Below are 18386 nucleotides of genomic sequence, written 5' to 3'. Positions count from 1 at the left end.
CCGGCATCGTCAATAGGTGCGCTTATAGAAAGGTTCTATATGAACATTCAAATATCCAATCATCCCGCAGCGGCGGGGCTTCAGCGGATCGAAAGCTCCTTGCCAATGTCCAGAATAGCGTCAATAAACGCCGCATGCTCGCCAAGATTGGCGATCAGATTCGTCTGCATGGAAATGCCGTCCGTCTCTGGAAAGTAAATTGGAAACAGCTTGCCGCTGCGGATTTCCTGACGCACACACCAACCCGGAAGGAAGCACATCCCCGCTTTCTCGATGACGAGCTTCTTGGCCATTTCGGAGTTGTCCGTCTGGATCTGGATATTGGGCGGTTGATCCAGTTTATCGAAGATCCGGTGGATTCGCAGCCAGTCAAGAGCCCCGCACTCGAAGAAAACAAGCGGCTGCCCGGCAATTGCTTCGATCGTAAGCGTCGTTTCACTCAGAAACGGGTGGCCTTCATACGTATACAGCTGGATCGGGTCCTCATATAATTTAACCGACTGCAGATTGGGGTGGGAAACATTGCGGACAAAGCCGATGTCCACCTCTTTGTTAAGCACTTTATTGACAATATCATCTGTCACACCTGTGACGATTTTGTACCGGGTTGACGGAAAAATCCGATTCAGCAGCGGAAGCAGCTCCGGAATCAGGTAATTCGAAACCGACAGCGTACAGCCGATTCTGAATTCATCCGGGAGCGATTTCTTCTGGTTGATATTCTGCTTGCCTTTTTGATAAATCAGAAGCAGCTGCTGGGCATAAGGAAGGAACCGCTTGCCTTCTTCCGTAACCTGGATTTGCTTGCCGATCCGGTCAAACAGCTTGCAGTTCAGCTCACGCTCAAGCGATTGAATGCGGGCCGTTACGGACGGCTGCGACAAATACAAGGCTTCGGCAGCCTTGTTGAATCCTCCATAGTGAATGACATAAACGAAAGCTTCCATATTTTCTATATTCATTGGCGATCATCCCCTTTGATTCGATAGAAGCGGAGGCGTATGCCGTCCCGCTGTTTTCCCTGGATTAAAAGAAAACATTCCGTCTGTATGGACCGGAATGTTTTTTAGAATGGTTTCAGCTCTGGTTTATTAAACCGCCTGCTGCGTACGCTCCAGAAAGGAATCCAGAACATCCGCAAGCTTCCCTCTTCCGAAGGATATAAACTTGCCTGTACTGACGCCTTGATCACGCGCAGCAAATTCAAGAAATTGTATAATTGCTCTTCGTCTATCCATAATATCCTCAAGCCCATAATCGAATAGCCGCTGGTCGATTGTATTGTAGATGCCCCTGTTCAGCTTGAAATGAACCAGGCAGTATTCGTAAAAGGCCAGATCGGGCCGCTGCAGCACCTGCTTATCGATACCGGTTCCCATAGCCATTCATCCCGCAGCAATTTCTTTATTGCGTGCTTTCTTCCACTGCAGCTCGTCATGCAGCTGTCCCAGCGCGTCATCCAGACGCTGGCGGATTTCCTCCGATACCTCAAAAACATTGTTATCGAAGCGGCTGATCGCCTGGTCTACCGCGTAGACGCCGCCCAGAATATGATGCCCGCCCAATGCGGCAATAACAGGCTTCAGGGCATAGTCGATGGCCAACAAATGTGCAATGGAGCCGCCGATGAAATAAGGCAGCGTAATCTTGTCGCGCAGACCCTTCATCGGTATCAGATCCAGGAAGGTCTTCAAAACGCCGGTGTAGGACGCCTTATAGACGGGGCTGCCGATAATCACGGCATCCGCTTGTTCTACCCAGCCAACCGCCTCGATTATTTCGGGGCTGTTGAAATTGGCCTGAATCAGATCCTGTGCAGGCAGATCGGCGACATGGATCGTTCTGATCTCATGTCCCCATGCCTCAAGCCTGGGCTGGCTATATTGAATGAGTCCGTACAATCTCGAGCTCCGGTTCGTGCTGCCTGATATAATCACGATTTGTGCCATTGAATGACCTCCTGAAAGTTTTTAGGACGAAGGAGACAATACCTGCTTCCTTGAGCATGCACTTCTGCATATAATGGATATCATTTATTCACGACAAATACCTAGTATTCCAATAAGAATTAATGTTGAGCTAAATATAGCAAAATTTCTCTCCTTTGTCTATACATCTTCAGCTAAAGAATTGGCTTATCAGCCATCCTGAACCGCAAAAAAAACCATACCGGACGCGGGGGAGCGTGTCCGATATGGCCCCTATAATATACATATATTTTTTCACATTATCGGCAGCTGCAACGTCCGGATTAAGACCTAACCCCGTTCGTGACTTCAACCGCATGCAGCGTTTCACGGATAAAAGCGGGAAGGTCCTTCGGCGTTCTCGAAGTGATCAGATTGCCGTCAACGACAACTTCCTTATCTACAAAAGTGGCGCCGGCATTGCGCATATCATCCTGCAGCACCGGAACACTGGTGATCGTGCGCCCTTTGAGCAGTCCGGCGCTGATCAGCAGCTGCGGGCCGTGGCAGACCGCCGAAACGGTCTTGTTCGCCTGCAGCATGCCGGTGACGAATTTTTTCATACCTGCATCCAGGCGGATATTCTCCGGGGACGAACCGCCGGGAATGATGACCGCATCGAATTCCTCGGGTTTAACGTCGCCAATCGCTTTATCCGCGGTATAGCTTGCCTTCCCCTGCTTCCCTTTCAAGGTCTCACCTGCTTTCAAACCGACAATTACCGCTTCGTGCCCTTTTTGCCTGACAGCCTCATAGGGCTCTGACATTTCGGAGTCTTCGAACTCCTGACCTAATAGAAAAGCAATTCTAGCCATCGAAAACCAGCTCCTTCTTTGTCATGATATACTGCGAAGACGGTCCCGCCTACGATACGTATATTACCCTTGAGGCACAGCAAATAATCACACAGGCGGCAATAATTGGACTTTATGTCCTGCTGTCTGCTGCTAACTCTCCAGTTGAATAAAGGGGCTCCACTGCCCTATCGCATATAAATGCAGCTCATGCATGGCCCGCGTGCATACCGTATAGAACAGCCTGCGCTCGCTCTCCCGGCCATACTGTACAGCCGACGCATTATAGACAATGACAGCGTCGAACTCCACCCCTTTTGCCAGATAGGAGGGTATGACCACTACGCCGGATTCGAAGGTCGTGGATTCCCGTTCAACTAGATGAAGCCCCGGGATCACTTCGCTGAAGGCCCGGTAGGCCATCATGCTCTCCGCGGCTGTTTTGCAAATAATCGCAACCGTCTGATGTCCGGCTTGAAGCAAACCGGCAACCGTGCCGGAAATGAGCTTGTGCAGCTCCTCTTCGCCAGAGACAAGCGTCAGCGCCGGCTCCTCGCCATCCCGGTTGAATGGCTGGATAACCTCTCCTCCTTCTATGCAGCGGCTCGTAAACTCCACGATCTGCCGCGTAGAACGGTAGCTTCGGGTCAGCGTTATGGTTTCCGTTTCCTCCGGATCATAGAGAGCGGATAATGCCTTGAATCCGCTGCTTCCTGCCGCATTATGGGCGTTAATCGACTGGTTCAGATCCCCAAGCGCCGTTACTCTGCTGTGCGGAAACAGCCGCTTCAGGAAGGCGAACTGAAAAGCGGTATAGTCCTGCGCTTCGTCAATCAGCAGATGACGTACGGAAGTATTCGTATGAAAGCCGCGCACACGTTCGACCAGATACAAATATGGAGTTGCATCCTCATAGGCCATTTCACCCTTGTCCAGTCTCGCAATCGTTGCCGCGCATATTTCCTCCCAACGCTCCGGCAGGCCGCCCTCAACTTCGGAGGCGAATCGCCGGGCAAAGGCAGGATCGGCATAAAGCTGCCGGTAGGTTGCTTTCAGATTGACGAAGGCAAACTTCTTCACCCGCGAGCGGAGCGGTTTGAAGCTCTCGCCAAGGACATAATCGATCAGCTCCTCGCGTTCAAGGTCATGGTCATCAAAGGTCGAGCCGGAGTATTGTTTTTTTCGCTTCAGGTTCTGATAAATCCGGGCGTAGGTCTCATTATCCAGCAGCTCGATGGCATCCATCGCCCAATCCTCACCGCGCGCCTCCTTCTGGCGCTCGCTCAGACGCTGCAGCAGCCTTTGGGCCACCAGGCGGAGACGGTTCGGAACAGCCATTGACGGGTCCAGCGAATAGAAGGACTCCGCTATGCCCTCTGCCGTTACGACGGCCTTCCCGCGGAAGACAAGATCGCGGAAAAGCAGTCCCTGCCTGCCCAGTTCAGCCAAATAGCGGTCCATCAGCGCGACGAAGCCGCCCGAAGCCTTGAACCGGATCCCTTCAATGCGGGCTTCGTAGCCCGGCTGATCCATCCCCGTCAGCGCGTATTCCAGCTGGGCATACGGATTCTCCAGCCGGAAGGCCCTCCCGATCCGGTAGGCCAGATAGTCCTGGAAGGTCGTCTGCTCCATATTTTCCTCGCCAAGCTCGGGAAGAACGGTAGAAACATAGCTGTTGAACATCGGATTTGGCGAGAACAGCACAATTTGATCGGCTTTCAGAATGCCCCGGTACCGGTAAAGCAGATAGGCTACTCTCTGCAGCGCCGCAGAGGTCTTGCCGCTACCAGCGGCGCCCTGAACAACCAGCAGGCGGCTGCGCTCATTGCGGATGATCCGGTTCTGCTCCCCTTGGATGGTCGCCACAATGCTCTTCATCTGCGCGTCGGATTGTTTGCCCAGCACCTCCTGGAGCAGTTCATCCCCTATAGTCACACCGGTATCGAATAAGCTGACAATAATGCCGTCGCGGATTACAAATTGTCTTTTCACCTTCAGCTCGCCATGAATCGTTCCGGATGGAGTCTCGACCTCTGCAGGGCCAGGAGGATAGTCGTAATAGAGACTGGATATGGGTGCCCGCCAATCATAGATCAGATAATTCTCATCCGCGCGGTCACGAAGGGAGGCAATTCCCAGGTAAATGCAATCCTCCTGCTGCTCCCCGTCTTCCATAAAATCAATCCGCCCGAAGTAGGGGGAATTCCGCAGCTTCCTGAGCGTTCTAAGCTGTACGGACGCCTGGCCGTGAGTACGCTCACGCTCGGACAGCAGCTCGGCCTGCTGCTTCATGCTGGCAAAGGTTTCTGCGACTTCCGCAGTATCTTCAAAGTTGACGGTTACGTCTTCCCAGAAATTTTTCCGTATTTCGACCATTTCGGATTTTGACTCCAATGTTTCCTGCTCCAGCAGATCTATGCGTGAATCGATCTGTTCTACGACTTCATCCACGCGCCGCTGTTCCTCTGTCCAATCCTGATTGGTTTCGTTCATCGTCTGATCGCCCTCTCTATCCCAAAGAAACTATTGACATCCAAACAATTATTATGATATAATTATAGTGGATAACTACGAAAATTTATGATTTGTTCTTTTCAGTCCGTCTATAGATTTTACCAGACTGTCTTCAGAAGATCAATTCATTACTTACGCTTAATAAGCGGAGCGCCCTTCAGCGCTCCGCTTTCTTGTTTTTGCCGGTAGAACGGCAGGGCTTGCAAAGCGCTGCCTTATTTCTTTCCGGACAATCTGCCGGTCTCCGCATCGTAGGCATCGAAAATTTGCCGGGCGATCGGAGCCGCCCCCCAGCCGCCGAAGCCGCCGTCGGGAACGATGACCGCCACTGCCAGCACCGGGTCTTCGGCCGGCGCAAAAGCGATCAGCACCGCATTTTCCACTTTCTTGCGGTCTCCCGCGTCCTGCTCGGACGTGCCGGTCTTGCGCAGAAAGGTATAGTTGACGCCCTCAAAGCCCTCGACCTTAACCTGCGACATCCCTTTGTAAATTTCATCCCAGTACTTCTGGGGGAAACTGATGGTATTCAATACTTTGGGCTCAAAGCCCTGAATGATGCTTCCATCCGTGCCGCGGATTTCATTCACGAATTGCGGCTGCATTCTCTTCCCGCCATTGGCCAGCATCGAGGCATATTGGGCAAGCTGAAGCGCGGTGTACCGCCCCTGCTGGCCGAATGAGGCCCGGACAAGCGCAGACTGCCTGCTTGCTGCCTCGGCTTCGTGATAATAATCGACTACGCCGGTCGATTCCCCCGGCAGGCCGCTCTCCGTAGATACTCCCAATCCGAACTGCTTCATATAGCTGTCCCATACGTCCACGCTTTTCGCGCCGTACTTGTCCAGAAGCCTGTCTCCGACCATGGCCGACATGAAGGTGTTGGACGATTTTGCGATCGCCTGGTAAGGGTGGAGCTGACCGTAAGCATGGTTGTCGGAGTTATGGATCGGCACCTCATGGCCTTTCTTGCCAAAATAATATACCCCCGTATCGGAGTAGACGGAGCCGGTCGTGAACAAGCCCTCCTGCAGTCCAATCAAGACCGATAAAGGCTTCTGCGTCGACCCCAAATATACGAGCGAAGGCGGGTGGCGGTCCCGCTCCTTCTTGGAATCATAGGGGGCATAGACCTGCCGGATCGTGCCGTTGTATTGATAATATTCGATATTCTTCAAATCCTCTTCGGATATTTTCCCGCCTGCCCATACATTCGGGTTATAATCCGGCATGCTGGCTATGGCGACAACCTTGCCCGTGTTCACTTCCATGGCTACCGCATAGCCGGTCCTGGCATTCTTGCCTTCGTTCAGAGGCGAGCTTGCGGCGGTTTGGAGCGTCTTCAGCTGATCCGTAATGGCTTGCTCCGTTGACAGCTGGACATTCCGGTTGATGGTCAGATAGATATCATCGCCGCGCACCGGTTTTGTAATTTTGGGAGGCCCGATAATCAGGCTGCTGGCGTCAACCGGATAGGTTTTCAAGCCGTTTTTGCCGCGCAGCTGATCCTGATACATATATTCAAGCCCGTCCATGCCTACATCCTCATCGTCCAGAAGCTGCAGCGCCGGGTCTGTCTCTTCCTGCTTTTGTTTATACTTGTCCACGCTCTCCCGTACACCCTTATATTTCTTCAAATAGCCGACCAGCTGCACGGCAATCGTGCTTTGATCGTAATGGCGGACGCTTTCCTCCATGATATCGATTCCCGGATACAGTTCCCGGTTCTCGGAGAAATAAGCGATTTCCCCCTGCGACAAGCCTGATTTGATCCGTCGTGGCACCGTATACGAATTCCGGGTATGGCCCAGATCCATTTGACGGATGATGTCTCCGGAAGTCATGACAGGCTCTTCCTTGCTGCCGTATTCAGCAAAAGCTTCGCTCAGCCTCGCGGCAAGGGCCTCGGCATCCTCTTCTTTGAAGCCCGGCTGAATCGAGAAATAGAGGGATTGCGAGGATATGGAATACGCGATGGGCTGACCGGATGAATCCAGTATATTGCCGCGCGCAGGCGGAATTTCAATGTCTCTTTGTCCCGATTTGCTTTCCTCCTCCTGGAGGGCGGGACTTCTGACGAATTGCAGAACAGCCAGCTGAATAATGAGAATGGCGAACAGGATAAAGGAGGCAAAGAAAAACAGGTTCAAACGAAGCGCAAAATGCCGCCGGCTCATGTTTTTCTTAACCGGCGGGTCGGCATGAAGAGACATCAATAACAACTCCTTGGCTGTGAATAATCGAGGGAATGGCGATTGGGACATATTAACATTTTATAGACGAGAATCCACGTCCAAAAGTTGCAAAAAAAGAAAGAAACCAACTGTCGCCGTCCTTTGGCGGCAAAGTTAGTTTCTTCCCTTAATTCTTATTGATTTATATTGCTTGAAACTTATTCCCGTTCTATAAGGCAAGATGAAACGGCTTAGCCGTCCTTTGATGGCTCAGTTAGTTTCTTCCCTTGGAAGTATCAGTTGGATAATTTTATATTTTCTTATAATTCCAAAAAACTTGCCGCGCTTGCAATGCAGCGCAGCGAGCCTCTCGACTGTCGTCCATTCGAAGCACCGTCAGCCGTACACCCGGTCTCTCGTCCGCAGCAGATCAGCCAGGAAAACAAGCGCCAGGCCTTGTCCCCAGCCCTGCACCCGCTTATGCGATACGCCGCGATAGCCCTCGGCATCCCGCATCACAGCCGTTCCCGCCGAAACGCCGGTCACCGACCCGTCATCGGTAATGCGCTCCATGATGCCGCGTATCGACTTGTTTACGTATCTGTTGTACAGCGTCCCGGAATGAAGCAGCGCCGCAGCGATCCCTGCCGAGCCCGATGTTTCCAGGTAGGAGGAATCGTCAGTCAGCACGGTATGCCACATCCCCTCCTCCGATTGCAGCCGCACCAGCGCGCTGAGCTGATCGCGGAGCGAGCCCTCAATCATCATGAAGGAGGGATGGGTGACATGAATATGCGGCAGTGCCTTCGCCATCGTGAGCGCGGCCCATGCATTGCCTCTTGCCCAATAAATTCCGGACATATGATTGCCGGCCAGATTATCCCAGCCATGATAATACAGATTCGTGACGCCGTCCTGCAGGCAGCGCTCATGTCCATGATACTGCAGCAGACCATCCTCCAGATAATCCTTCCTCTCCAGCAGCGCGCCCATGCGTATCAGAAAATAACCCGCCATCATCATCGTGTCGACCCATGCCTGCTCCGGGAATTGATAGGTGACAGAGTTCACGGTATGCTGGAATATTCCTTCCGCGAAGCGCGGCGCATCGAGCCGCAAATATTCGGCCATCTGCTCGGCGACCTCCAGATACGACTTGTCCTCCGTCGCCTTGTAGAGGGTAATCAGGGTATGTCCGACAGATACTCCATTGACGGAAAGCTTGGGCAGACCGTCCTCCAGCTTCTCGTCCACCCATGCCTTCAGCAAATTCAGATACTCTGTTTTGCCGGTTGCCTCGTACGCTTCCGCAACGCCATAGAAGGCGACGCCCGCGGGCCAATCCCAATTGAAATCCATCCGGAATATGCGTTCGACGACCCGGTCGATCGCGCTTGCGACCTGCTCCTCATCAAATACCAGTGGCGGCATTTATGACATCCCCTTCCTGATCAGCCCTTCAAACCGCTTGTGCTGATTCCTTCAACAATAAATTTCTGAAAAGTAAAAAAGACGATAACGACAGGCAGCAGACTGAACGTGGACATCGCGAACATCGCTCCCCAATTGGACAATGAGTCGCTGTCGAGAAACATTTTCAAGGCCATGGACACGGTATACATGCTCGGCTTGTTCAGATAGAGCACGGGGCCAAGCAGATCCTCCCATCTCCAGTAGAAGGAGAAGATCGCCGCCGTCGCCATAGCCGGAGCCACCAGGGGCAGAATAATCCGGTAAAACAATTTGAATTTGCCGCAGCCGTCGATAGTCGCCGCCTCATCCAGTTCCGCCGGAATTGTCCGGATAAACTGGATCAGCAGAAAAATAAAGAACGGCGCGCCGAAGTAGCTCGGTATAACGATTGGCTTGATGGAATTAAGCCAGCCGAGTTTGGCGAAAAGGATATACTGCGGCACCAGCACCACATCATGCGGCAGCATCAGCGTAATCATCATGATCGTGAACCAGAACGTCTTCCCGGCAAACCGCAGTCTGGCGAAGCCAAAGGCCACCAGCGCCGAGGACAGCACCGCCCCGATCGTCGAGAGAATGACGATGATCAGCGAATTTTGCGTAAAGGTAGCAAAGGTATATCCCCCCACACCCTCCCAGCCCTCCTTGAAATTGGTCCATATCCAGGGAGAGGGAATCAGGGAACCTGCCGTGATGAAGATGCGCTCGCTTTGCTTGAACGAGCTCATAACCAGCCACAGAACCGGATAGAGCAGAAGAATCGCCCCGCCTGCTGTGAACACATGATAGAGGGACCATTTGAAGCGTTTGGACAGCATCATCATTGATCCCCCTTCGATTCGTAATGAACCCAGAAACGGGAGGTCTTGAACAATATCGCGGTCAGAATGGCGATAATAATGAGCATCACCCAAGCCATCGCCGAGGCATAGCCCATATTGGTGAATACGAAGCCCTGGCGGAACAGATACAGGGAATACAGCAGCGTGCCGTCCAGCGGACCTCCCTCGCCTTTGGAAATGATATAGGCCGGTACGAAGGTCATGAACGCCCCGATGGTCTGCATGATCGCGTTGAACAAAATAACCGGACTGAGCAGCGGCAGTGTGATCCGGAAGAAGCGGGAGAACGCCCCTGCCCCGTCAACATTGGCCGCTTCGTAGTAGCTGGACGGGATATTTTTCAGCCCCGCAAGAAAGATCAGCATGGAAGAGCCGAACTGCCAGACGGACAGGAATATCAGCATCCACAGCGCCGCGAGCGGGCTGCCGAACCAGCGGACGGCTTCCAGCCCTAGCGATCCCAGCAGGATGTTGACCACGCCTTCGTCCCCGAACAAATTGCGCCACATGATCGATACCGCGACGCTGCCTCCGATGATGGAGGGCAAATAAAACAGGGTCCGGTATAATCCGATGGCTCTGGAAGCCGTGTTGAGCAGCATCGCGATCATCAGCGCAAACAGCAGCCGCAGCGGCACGCCTCCCAATACGTAGAGAAAGGTTACCTTCAGCGAATTCCAGTATTTCGGATCATGCAGAAACATTTTTTTATAATTGGCTAATCCCGCCCATTCCGGGGCCGAGAAAAGATCGTAGTCGGTGAAGGAGAGGTACAGGGATACGAACATGGGAACAAGCGTAAATATAAGAAAGCCCAGAACGAACGGCCCGATAAAAGCATAGCCGGTGAGATGCTGCTTCCATGCGATTTTCAAATCATCAACCCCTACTGTTTAAGGCTTTCATGAATCCGCGAAGCGGCTGCCTGGTATGTGGACAACCGCTTCGCGTGCGTCATGAGCGGTTACTTGTTCTTCTCCAGAACGGCATTTGCTTCTTCGCGGAACCGTTTGGCCGCCTCTTCAGGCTTGATTTGATCGAAAGCCATCTGCTCGCTGTAGGTTTTGAATATATTGATGATTTCGGCTGAGCCTACCGGATCCGGGGGATCAACCGGCGTGCTGTTCGTTTCCGCCCAGGCGACATAGTCGAATACCTGTACCTGCGCGGGTTCGAGCATCGGCTTGAGCGCCTCCTTCACCTTGGAGGACACCGGCACGCCGCGCTCGCCTTTAATCAGCTTGTTGGCCTCGATGTCATTGACGAAGAAGTCGATGAATTTTGCCGCTTCCTCTTTATGCTTGGAGTTCTTGGAGACGGACAGATACATGCTCGGCTTCAGATACAGCCCTGCTTCCCTGTCAGGTCCCGGCATATGCTGCATTTCCAGCGGTCTTGCCGCCACCTGCTGCAGAGCGACGAATTGGTTCGTCCACTGCCAGATGCCGACTGATTTTCCTTTCACCACGGGATCGTCCTCCACGCCTTTGACCTGTGCCATATAATCGGGGTTCGGCACCGCGCCGCTGTGGACAAGATCAGCCAGCTTCCCGAAGAAATCGACGAACAGCTGGTCGTCCTCATAACCAAGCCCGGTTCCCTCGGCATTGTAGAGATGCTGTCCCTTTGTCCGCAGATAATAGCCGAAGAATACTTCCGGACGCATGCCTGTGTCGAAATAAAGACCGGCTGCTTTGGCTTTCTTGGCCAGCGTCACATAATCGTCCCACGTCCAGTCAGGATCCAGCTTATCGACGCCCAGCTTGCTGAGCAGCGCCGGATCATATTGAAAGTTGACGACGTTAACGCCGGCATTGAAGCCGTAAAGCTTGTCGCCCACTTTTCCCCCGGATACGGCATTGTCGGAGATATCCGCTACATTGATGATGTTCGACAAATAAGGTGTCAGATCCTCAAGCTGTCCTTTCTCACCGTACTGCGACAGGTAGGAAATATCCATCTGGATAATGTCCGGAAGCTCGTTGGCTGCCGCTTGCGGCGCAAGCTTCTTCCAGTAATCGTCGAAGTTGGCAAACTCCGGCTCAATCGTCACGTTGGGATGCTGGGCTTCATACATTTCAATAACTTTCAATGTGTAATCATGTCTTGGCTGACTGCCCCACCAGGTCATACGAAGCGTGACCGGTTTGTCGTCTGCCGTCTTCTCCGCAACCGTCTCATCGCCGGTATTTCCCGTGTTGTTCGTGGTTCCGGCATTGGCCGGTTCCGGATTGGATGCGCCGGTATTGTTTCCGTTTCCGCCTCCACAGGCTGCAAGCACGAACAGCAGCGTGAGAGCAAGCAGAAGCATCATACTCTTCCTCATATGAACAGTTCCCCTTCCCCAAGCAATAGAATTTGGTAGCCCTTACATATCCAATTATAAGAATTTACAGATGAAGGGGAATGCAATAAACCGTGTCCTTTGTTCAAAAAACAGTCTTTACAAGGTCCGCTTGAACTCCGAAGGCGAATAACCGGTGTGCTTCTTGAATACCTGGCTGAAATACTGCGGGTTGTCGCCAAAGCCGAGGCGGTCCGCCAGCTCAAACACCTTGACGTCATCCATCCGGTCAATCATCGCAATGGCTCGCTCCATTCTCAATCTGGTGACATAATGGGAGAATTTTTCCCCGGTTTCTTTCTTGAACAGCTTTCCCAGGTAATCGGCGTTCATATAGAGCATGTCGCCTGCCACCCAGAGCAGCGAGAGTCTCTGATCGGCCAGATTCGCCTCAATGCAGCGGATGACCTTGGCGATAATATCCGATCTGGCATGCTGGTGGACCGCCTCATTCGCCAGACAAATCTGTCTGGCCGTGGAGACAATAAACTCCCGCATCGCCTGCATGGTATCAAGCTCATCCCATTTCGCCAGCTCCTGCAAATAGCCGCCCAGCTTCTCCGGCCCGCCCGCCCGGACAATACCGACATAGAGGGGAACGAGATAAGATTTGACGAGAGCCGTCGCGAGGTATGACTGGGATAATGCCTCGAAATAAAGATCCAGCCCCGCCTTCGCCTCCTGCCACTGCCCGGATTTCACCGCGAGACACACGCTCTCCTCGTCAGGAAGCGCAGGCTCCGCCTGCGGTCTTGACGCAGCGGCAATATCCTTTCTGGTGATCAGACTGTCCTCCCCCAGGTAGAAACGGAAGGACAGGCATTCCAGCGTCTCCCTGTATAGCTGCCTGACAGCTGTAATGTCGCCGGGATCGCTCAAGGCAGCGGCGGCTTTGATTTTATAATAGGCGGTGAATATCCGCCTGATTTGGTGAATAAGCGCAAGCAGCAGCTCAGGCTCTGACGCTTCCCTGATGAGCAGCAGCACCTGCTTGCCAACGATGGCGCTGAGCAGCAGCCGTTTGCCCAGCAGCTCCTCGGCAATATTTTTGAGCGCGAACAGCTGCTCATATTCGCTGCCTCCTTCCGCAAGAAGCAGAAGCAGCCGGACCTCCCCGCTTCCTGTTGCGATGCCAAGCAGCCTGCTGAAATCCTCCCACTCCTCCCGGCCGTACGTCTTGTTGGTCACAAGCTCCCTCAGGAACTGCTCCCGCGCATGCGGCTTGACTTTCTTCAGTTCCTGCTCCATGGTTTGCAGAAACTGCTCCCTGCTGAGCCTCTGATTCAGTTCCCCGACGAGCTCATTCAGCGCCTCCATAATGGCCCGCTCATTGCACGGCTTAAGCAGATAATGCCTGACCCCGAGCTGCATGGCCGTGCGGGCGTAATTGAAGTCGCTGAAGCCCGAGAGCATAATAAACCGGATGGAAGGATCCATTTCGTACAGATGCTGAACCAGCTGCAGCCCATCCATGCCCGGCATTTTTATATCCGTAATTACGATATCAGGCCGCTCCTGCTCCGCCCACGCCTTGGCCTCCAAACCGTTGCGTGCGGTTGCGGCAAGGCGGGTTCCGCAGCCATTCCAATCGACAATCCGGGATATTCCCTCCAGAATAATGCGTTCATCATCGACGAGCAGCACCTTATACACGAACATTCCCCTCCCCGTTATCCAGCGGCAGCCGGAGCATAACCTTCGTGCCTTCTCCTCTGGCGCTCTCTATGGACAATCCGTAAGTCTCTCCGAAGAGCAGCTTGATCCTCTCCTCAATATTGCGCAGACCGACTCCCGAACCCTGCGGCTTGAGCTCGCCGCTCTGCAGCAGCACAAGGACGTCTTTCTCCATTCCGGGGCCGTTATCCGCCACCGTGATAGCAATTCCCGCTCCATCCGGCGCCAGGCTTGCATGCACATGAATCGTACAGACCCCGATCATTTGCTCAAGGCCGTAGTTTACCGCGTTCTCGACAATGGGCTGCAGCGACAGCTTCGGAACGGCGCAGTCAAGCAGCCCCTCCGCGATATCCAGCCGGAAGTCCAGCCTCTCCTCGAAGCGGAATTGCTGTATGGTAATATAATTCCGGATAATTTCCAGCTCATGGCTCAAAGGGATCAGCGGTTCCTTCAGGTTGATGGAGCTGCGCAGCAGAAAACCAAGCGACTCTACCATGCTCGAAATGTGGGACTGACCGCTCATCTTGGCGGACCAGTTGATCGTATCCAGGGTGTTGTAAAGAAAATGGGGGTTGATCTGTGCCTGCAGCGCTTTGAAGTCCGACTCCTTGATCGTGATCTGCTTCACATAATTCTCCTGTATGAGATCGTCGATCCTTCTGACCATGATCCGGAAATTCCGGTGAAGCTGTCCGGCTTCATCCATCGCCATCGGCATATCGTCCTGTTCCTCGAAGCGCTCGAAATTATCCAGACGCACCCGCTTCATCTTGTCGTTAAGCCGTTCGATGGGAATGGTAATGCCTTTGGACAAACGGAAGGAGAAGATCAGCGCCAGAATGACGAGCAGGCCGTAAATCAGGTATACATAATGCTTGACATCGCCGATCCGCTTAAAAATACCATCGTAAGGAATGACATTGATATACGTCCAGCTTGTGTTGGCAGAGGGCACATAAGTGATGAAGAATTGTTTGCCGCCGCGGCTTGCGACCGTATAACCCTGATTCGAGCGCATATAGGTTTTCAGCTCGCTGCCTGTGATGGACGGCTGCTCGGGATAGACGAAATGATCGCCGTCCGCAATTATAAATTCGGCCGAGCTCGTGTCAAGCCCCTTCATAAAATCGCCAAACAGCTTATCCATATCGATGCGGATCGCAATCATGCCAAGCGTCTCCAGATTCAGCTGGTCATAAGAGCGGATTAAGCGGGCCGCGCTCAATACCTTGTCGGATTTATCAGGCAGAATCCACGTATTGCCGCCCATGAGGAGGCCGGTTTCCCGCTTGATTGCCTCTGCGCGTTCCTTCGAAGTGGAGATCTGTTTGGCGCCTGTAGCGTATTCATCGTCCCGGTAATCAAAAATCTGCAGTGACAAAACAAAGGTGTCGAGACCGCCCAGATTGATCATCCGCTCGCGAATTTTGGCCGCCAGGATGAAGCGGTCATACTCCGTGCCGCCATGCTTGATCGTGGTCAGGTATGACTGCATCAGCCCGTCTGTTGCGATCCGGTAAGTCAGCTGCTCCATCTTCTTCAGCTCGTTCTCGATACTGAAGGAGGTCAGATGAAGCGCCTTCGCTGACTGCTCATAAATTTCTCCGTCGTACACCTCGAACGCCACCTGCTGCACCACCACGATCAGAATCCCCACGGTCAGCATCACTGCCGAGATGAGAACAAACAGCTTGTATTTGATGCGGAGATTTCGGTAAAGCGCTTTCATCGAAAGCAAGGATACGCCTCCTTTTTATAAAGTGCCCTCGCAGCACGGCCAGCCTGCGATGGGATGGTTCTTATCTTATAAGCAAGCTTCGTAGGCTGTCAACGAAGAATCCTGTTCCTGGCGCTTACTTCCCGTAAGAAGAAACGGCTGAAGCCGTCTTTTGGCGGCAAAGTTAGCTTATTCCCCCAAAAATATCAAAAAAGGCGAGGCCAAATTTTGTGCTTTCTGATATTTTGAAAAAAAGCCCGGCCCCGCATCAAAGCTGCGGGGCCGGGCTGATCAAAAGCAGGTTTTCGTGAGCGGCTGTCTATCAGCTCTGACGGGCCGCCTGATCCTGTTAACCATCCGGAAATGGAGTCAGCGGCAGCTAAACTTCATTGTCCGGAATTTCCGGTGCGGGGTCCGGCGGAATTTCCGGCAGATCCGTCGGCGGAAGCTCCGGAATGACATCCGGCTTGATTTCCGGAGGTTGATCGGGTTTGATCTCCGGTATGACCTTTGGTGGAACCTCTGGGGGACTATTCGGCTCTTGATTGTCTGACACCTTTTGATCTATCCTGCTTAGCATGATTACCGCCTCCTTCCCTACTTATTAACCATCTGCCGCTGATTCTAACTAGGCTCATGCCGGACTGGATTTCCCGGGGGCCGGAAGCTTGACCGTGAACGTCGTTCCAATTCCGAGTGTGCTGCTTACCGAGACTTCCCCGCCATGCATATCTATAATCCGCTTCACAATGGAAAGTCCCAGGCCGCTGCCGCTCGTCTGGCGGTTGCGTGATTTGTCCCCCTTGAAGAAGCGTTCAAAAATATAGGGGAGATCCTCCTGGGCGATACCGGTTCCGTTGTCCGAAATGCGGATTACGGCTCCGTCCTCAGCATCTTCGGCTTCGATCGTAATGGTTCCGCCTTCAGGCGTAAACTTAATGCTGTTGCTGAGCATATTCATCCACACCTGGGACAAGAGATCCTCATCGGCCGTAATGCTAATCTCCCCCAAATCCACGTCCATTAATATATCCTTCTCCACCCATTGCGGCTCACAGGCGAGAATCATGCTGCGCAGCTGCTTGTCCAGCCGGTAGCGCTTGATTTCAAACGGATGCTTGTCGGATTCCAGCGAGGTCAGCTTAAGCAGATTATCGCTGAGCTTGGACAGGCGGGCGCTCTCCGTCTCGATAATCGTGTAATAATGCTTGCGCTGGTCAAGACCCAGGCCTTCATCCTGCTGCAGAGCCTGGGCAAAACCGCGAATGGAGGTCAGCGGAGACTGGATTTCGTGAGAGACATTGGAAATAAAGGTCTGCCTCATCTGCTCCATCACATCCAGCTCCACCGCCATATCATTGAGACTGTTCACAAGCTGGCCAAGCTGGCCGGGCAGAGGCTTGCCTGTTCCAATAACCACTTTGAAGTCACCCTTGGCGATTCTTCGAATGGCGTCAAGAATTTGAACCCAGCCTTTCATATCCTGCCGCCAGGGGCGGAAGCACAGGATCAGGAGAAACATCACGACCAGGCTTGTGAACTGAATGATCATCTGTCTGCCGTAGTGATTATATAATCCCGGAGCTTCGCTCTGAATGAACAAAGCCAGCTGTTGATCCTGCATGGCGAACGGCTGGCCGACAGTGGCAACCGCCGTCTTGAACAGATTCGGCCGCTTGATATGCTTGACGATGCCTCCGGCGAGTACAGCCCGGATATCTTGCTCCTCCAGGTTTTCGGGAAAACGGTCGGCTTTGCTGCCATAGGTCCGCACTCTGCCGGCTTCATCCGCAATCAGAATACGGTACCCGTTATGCCCTGCAATCTGTTTCCAGACCTGGTCTGAGACCGGCTGTCCGGCTGCAGCCAAGCCAGTCATCATCTCCCCGTCATGCTGGATGATGGCAAGCGATTCAGACTCGTTTCCCTTCTCTGCCACATAGCTAACCACGGTATAGGCGATGCTCCAGCTGACTGAAATCATAAGCAAGAAACCCAGCAGGCCAAACACCACTCTGAGCCAGTTCGGCATGGCTATACCTCCAGCCGGTAGCCGAGCCCGCGTATCGTCTGAATGCGAAACCGGCACTGCTCCTCGGGGAACCGCTCGCGCAGCCGTTTGATATGAACGTCGACGGTCCGCTCGTCGCCTTCATAATCGAATCCCCATAGCTGCTCAATAAGCAGCTCGCGGGAGAATGTTTTGCCCGGATAGCTGGCTAATTTGAACAGCAGCTCGAACTCTTTGAGCGGGATCGTCATGCTGCAGCTGCCTGCAATGACTTCAAGATTGCTGCGGTTAAGCTGGACCTCGCCAATCTGTACCGTCTGGGAGGTGGCGATCCGGTAACGCTTAAGCAGCGCTTTGACACGGGCGATCAGCTCCAGCGGCTCAAAGGGCTTGACCAGATAATCATCTGCTCCAAGCTCGAAGCCTTTGACCTTCTGCGAGGTCTCTCCCTTGGCCGTCAGCATGAGAACCGGCAGATCAGCATAATCACGAAGCTCCCGGCACAGCTGCCAGCCATCCATATTGGGCATCATCACATCGATGATGGCCATATCAATCCGCTCCTTCTCCACCAGTGCCAGCGCATCCACGCCGTCAGCGGCTTCAAGGGTTTCAAAGCCCTCTCGACCCAGAAACAAACACACCAGCTCGCGGATATGCGGATCATCATCTACAATCAGCAGCTTCGTCATATCATCCATTCATCTCCGATTCCTGCCCGCGTAATAAGAAACGGCTGTCGCTGTCCTTCTGGCGGAGCAGTTAGTTACTTCCCATAGACCTTATAAACATAAAGAGGAGTAAAACTTATTCATGCTATAAGATGAACAAGAGGATCTCCTATAACTGTTCCAGCTCTTATCCATATACTGTTCG

15 protein-coding genes are annotated in these 18386 nt (G+C 53.1%); all 15 read right to left on the bottom strand.

The features are described from left to right. Positions 1 to 80: 80 nt before the first annotated feature. The 15 genes from AC0YOB_RS14910 to AC0YOB_RS14840 all read right to left on the bottom strand — a co-directional run bounded on the left by AC0YOB_RS14910 (position 81) and on the right by AC0YOB_RS14840 (position 18202). Positions 81 to 962 carry a LysR family transcriptional regulator gene (locus tag AC0YOB_RS14910; protein WP_475793432.1) on the bottom strand — a complete coding sequence of 294 codons (882 nt, stop codon included), beginning with the start codon at positions 960 to 962 and terminating at the stop codon, positions 81 to 83. A gap of 129 nt (positions 963 to 1091) precedes the next feature. Then, entirely contained in the window at positions 1092 to 1379 is a 288-nt protein-coding gene (locus AC0YOB_RS14905) for a hypothetical protein (RefSeq protein ID WP_475793431.1), read from the bottom strand. Positions 1380 to 1385: 6 nt separating this feature from the next. After that, positions 1386 to 1949 carry an NADPH-dependent FMN reductase gene (gene ssuE / locus AC0YOB_RS14900; RefSeq protein WP_210039697.1) on the bottom strand — a complete coding sequence of 188 codons (564 nt, stop codon included), beginning with the start codon at positions 1947 to 1949 and terminating at the stop codon, positions 1386 to 1388. Positions 1950 to 2251: 302 nt separating this feature from the next. Beyond that, on the bottom strand, positions 2252 to 2782 hold the full coding sequence (locus AC0YOB_RS14895) for a type 1 glutamine amidotransferase domain-containing protein (RefSeq protein WP_475793430.1): 531 nt from the start codon (positions 2780 to 2782) through the stop codon (positions 2252 to 2254). Between the two features lie 132 nt (positions 2783 to 2914). Then, positions 2915 to 5254, bottom strand: coding sequence for an RNA polymerase recycling motor HelD (gene helD, locus AC0YOB_RS14890; protein WP_475793429.1), 2340 nt, complete (start codon positions 5252 to 5254; stop codon positions 2915 to 2917). A 236-nt stretch (positions 5255 to 5490) separates the two neighbouring features. Continuing rightward, on the bottom strand, positions 5491 to 7485 hold the full coding sequence (locus AC0YOB_RS14885) for a peptidoglycan D,D-transpeptidase FtsI family protein (RefSeq protein WP_475793428.1): 1995 nt from the start codon (positions 7483 to 7485) through the stop codon (positions 5491 to 5493). Positions 7486 to 7842: 357 nt separating this feature from the next. Continuing rightward, a complete protein-coding gene (locus AC0YOB_RS14880) occupies positions 7843 to 8877 on the bottom strand; it encodes a glycoside hydrolase family 88/105 protein (protein WP_210039691.1) in 1035 nt (344 codons plus the stop codon). Between the two features lie 20 nt (positions 8878 to 8897). Beyond that, positions 8898 to 9737: a carbohydrate ABC transporter permease gene (locus AC0YOB_RS14875; RefSeq protein WP_475790236.1), complete on the bottom strand. Its 840-nt coding sequence runs from the start codon at positions 9735 to 9737 to the stop codon at positions 8898 to 8900. Positions 9738 to 9739: 2 nt separating this feature from the next. Continuing rightward, positions 9740 to 10636: a carbohydrate ABC transporter permease gene (locus tag AC0YOB_RS14870; protein WP_475790164.1), complete on the bottom strand. Its 897-nt coding sequence runs from the start codon at positions 10634 to 10636 to the stop codon at positions 9740 to 9742. Positions 10637 to 10725: 89 nt separating this feature from the next. Next, positions 10726 to 12087 (bottom strand): ABC transporter substrate-binding protein, encoded by a 1362-nt coding sequence (locus tag AC0YOB_RS14865; protein ID WP_475793427.1) that lies wholly within the window; start codon positions 12085 to 12087, stop codon positions 10726 to 10728. Positions 12088 to 12204: 117 nt separating this feature from the next. Next, positions 12205 to 13764 (bottom strand): response regulator, encoded by a 1560-nt coding sequence (locus AC0YOB_RS14860; RefSeq protein ID WP_475793426.1) that lies wholly within the window; start codon positions 13762 to 13764, stop codon positions 12205 to 12207. Beyond that, positions 13751 to 15511, bottom strand: a complete 1761-nt coding sequence (locus AC0YOB_RS14855; protein WP_475793571.1) for a cache domain-containing sensor histidine kinase — start codon at positions 15509 to 15511, stop codon at positions 13751 to 13753. Before AC0YOB_RS14855 ends, AC0YOB_RS14860 begins: the two co-directional genes overlap by 14 nt. 367 nt (positions 15512 to 15878) lie before the next feature. Next, positions 15879 to 16079, bottom strand: a complete 201-nt coding sequence (locus tag AC0YOB_RS14850; RefSeq protein ID WP_475793425.1) for a hypothetical protein — start codon at positions 16077 to 16079, stop codon at positions 15879 to 15881. Between the two features lie 54 nt (positions 16080 to 16133). Beyond that, a complete protein-coding gene (locus AC0YOB_RS14845) occupies positions 16134 to 17531 on the bottom strand; it encodes a sensor histidine kinase (protein ID WP_475793424.1) in 1398 nt (465 codons plus the stop codon). Positions 17532 to 17533: 2 nt separating this feature from the next. Next, on the bottom strand, positions 17534 to 18202 hold the full coding sequence (locus AC0YOB_RS14840; protein ID WP_475793570.1) for a response regulator transcription factor: 669 nt from the start codon (positions 18200 to 18202) through the stop codon (positions 17534 to 17536). Positions 18203 to 18386: the final 184 nt, after the last annotated feature.

This window comes from Paenibacillus sp. JT31N17, from assembly GCF_056269255.1.
The sequence above is the reverse complement of the archived record's forward strand: the minus strand, read 5'-3'. Positions and strand labels throughout refer to the sequence as shown.

Coding starts and splice junctions, on each gene's coding strand:
- AC0YOB_RS14865 (WP_475793427.1), bottom strand. CDS start 12,087: ATGAGGAAGAGTATGATGCTTCTGCTTGCTCTCACGCTGCTGTTCGTG.
- AC0YOB_RS14895 (WP_475793430.1), bottom strand. CDS start 2,782: ATGGCTAGAATTGCTTTTCTATTAGGTCAGGAGTTCGAAGACTCCGAA.
- ssuE (WP_210039697.1), bottom strand. CDS start 1,949: ATGGCACAAATCGTGATTATATCAGGCAGCACGAACCGGAGCTCGAGA.
- AC0YOB_RS14850 (WP_475793425.1), bottom strand. CDS start 16,079: ATGCTAAGCAGGATAGATCAAAAGGTGTCAGACAATCAAGAGCCGAAT.
- AC0YOB_RS14845 (WP_475793424.1), bottom strand. CDS start 17,531: ATGCCGAACTGGCTCAGAGTGGTGTTTGGCCTGCTGGGTTTCTTGCTT.
- AC0YOB_RS14910 (WP_475793432.1), bottom strand. CDS start 962: ATGAATATAGAAAATATGGAAGCTTTCGTTTATGTCATTCACTATGGA.
- AC0YOB_RS14840 (WP_475793570.1), bottom strand. CDS start 18,202: ATGACGAAGCTGCTGATTGTAGATGATGATCCGCATATCCGCGAGCTG.
- helD (WP_475793429.1), bottom strand. CDS start 5,254: ATGAACGAAACCAATCAGGATTGGACAGAGGAACAGCGGCGCGTGGAT.
- AC0YOB_RS14855 (WP_475793571.1), bottom strand. CDS start 15,511: ATGAAAGCGCTTTACCGAAATCTCCGCATCAAATACAAGCTGTTTGTT.
- AC0YOB_RS14860 (WP_475793426.1), bottom strand. CDS start 13,764: ATGTTCGTGTATAAGGTGCTGCTCGTCGATGATGAACGCATTATTCTG.
- AC0YOB_RS14905 (WP_475793431.1), bottom strand. CDS start 1,379: ATGGGAACCGGTATCGATAAGCAGGTGCTGCAGCGGCCCGATCTGGCC.
- AC0YOB_RS14885 (WP_475793428.1), bottom strand. CDS start 7,485: ATGTCTCTTCATGCCGACCCGCCGGTTAAGAAAAACATGAGCCGGCGG.
- AC0YOB_RS14880 (WP_210039691.1), bottom strand. CDS start 8,877: ATGCCGCCACTGGTATTTGATGAGGAGCAGGTCGCAAGCGCGATCGAC.
- AC0YOB_RS14875 (WP_475790236.1), bottom strand. CDS start 9,737: ATGCTGTCCAAACGCTTCAAATGGTCCCTCTATCATGTGTTCACAGCA.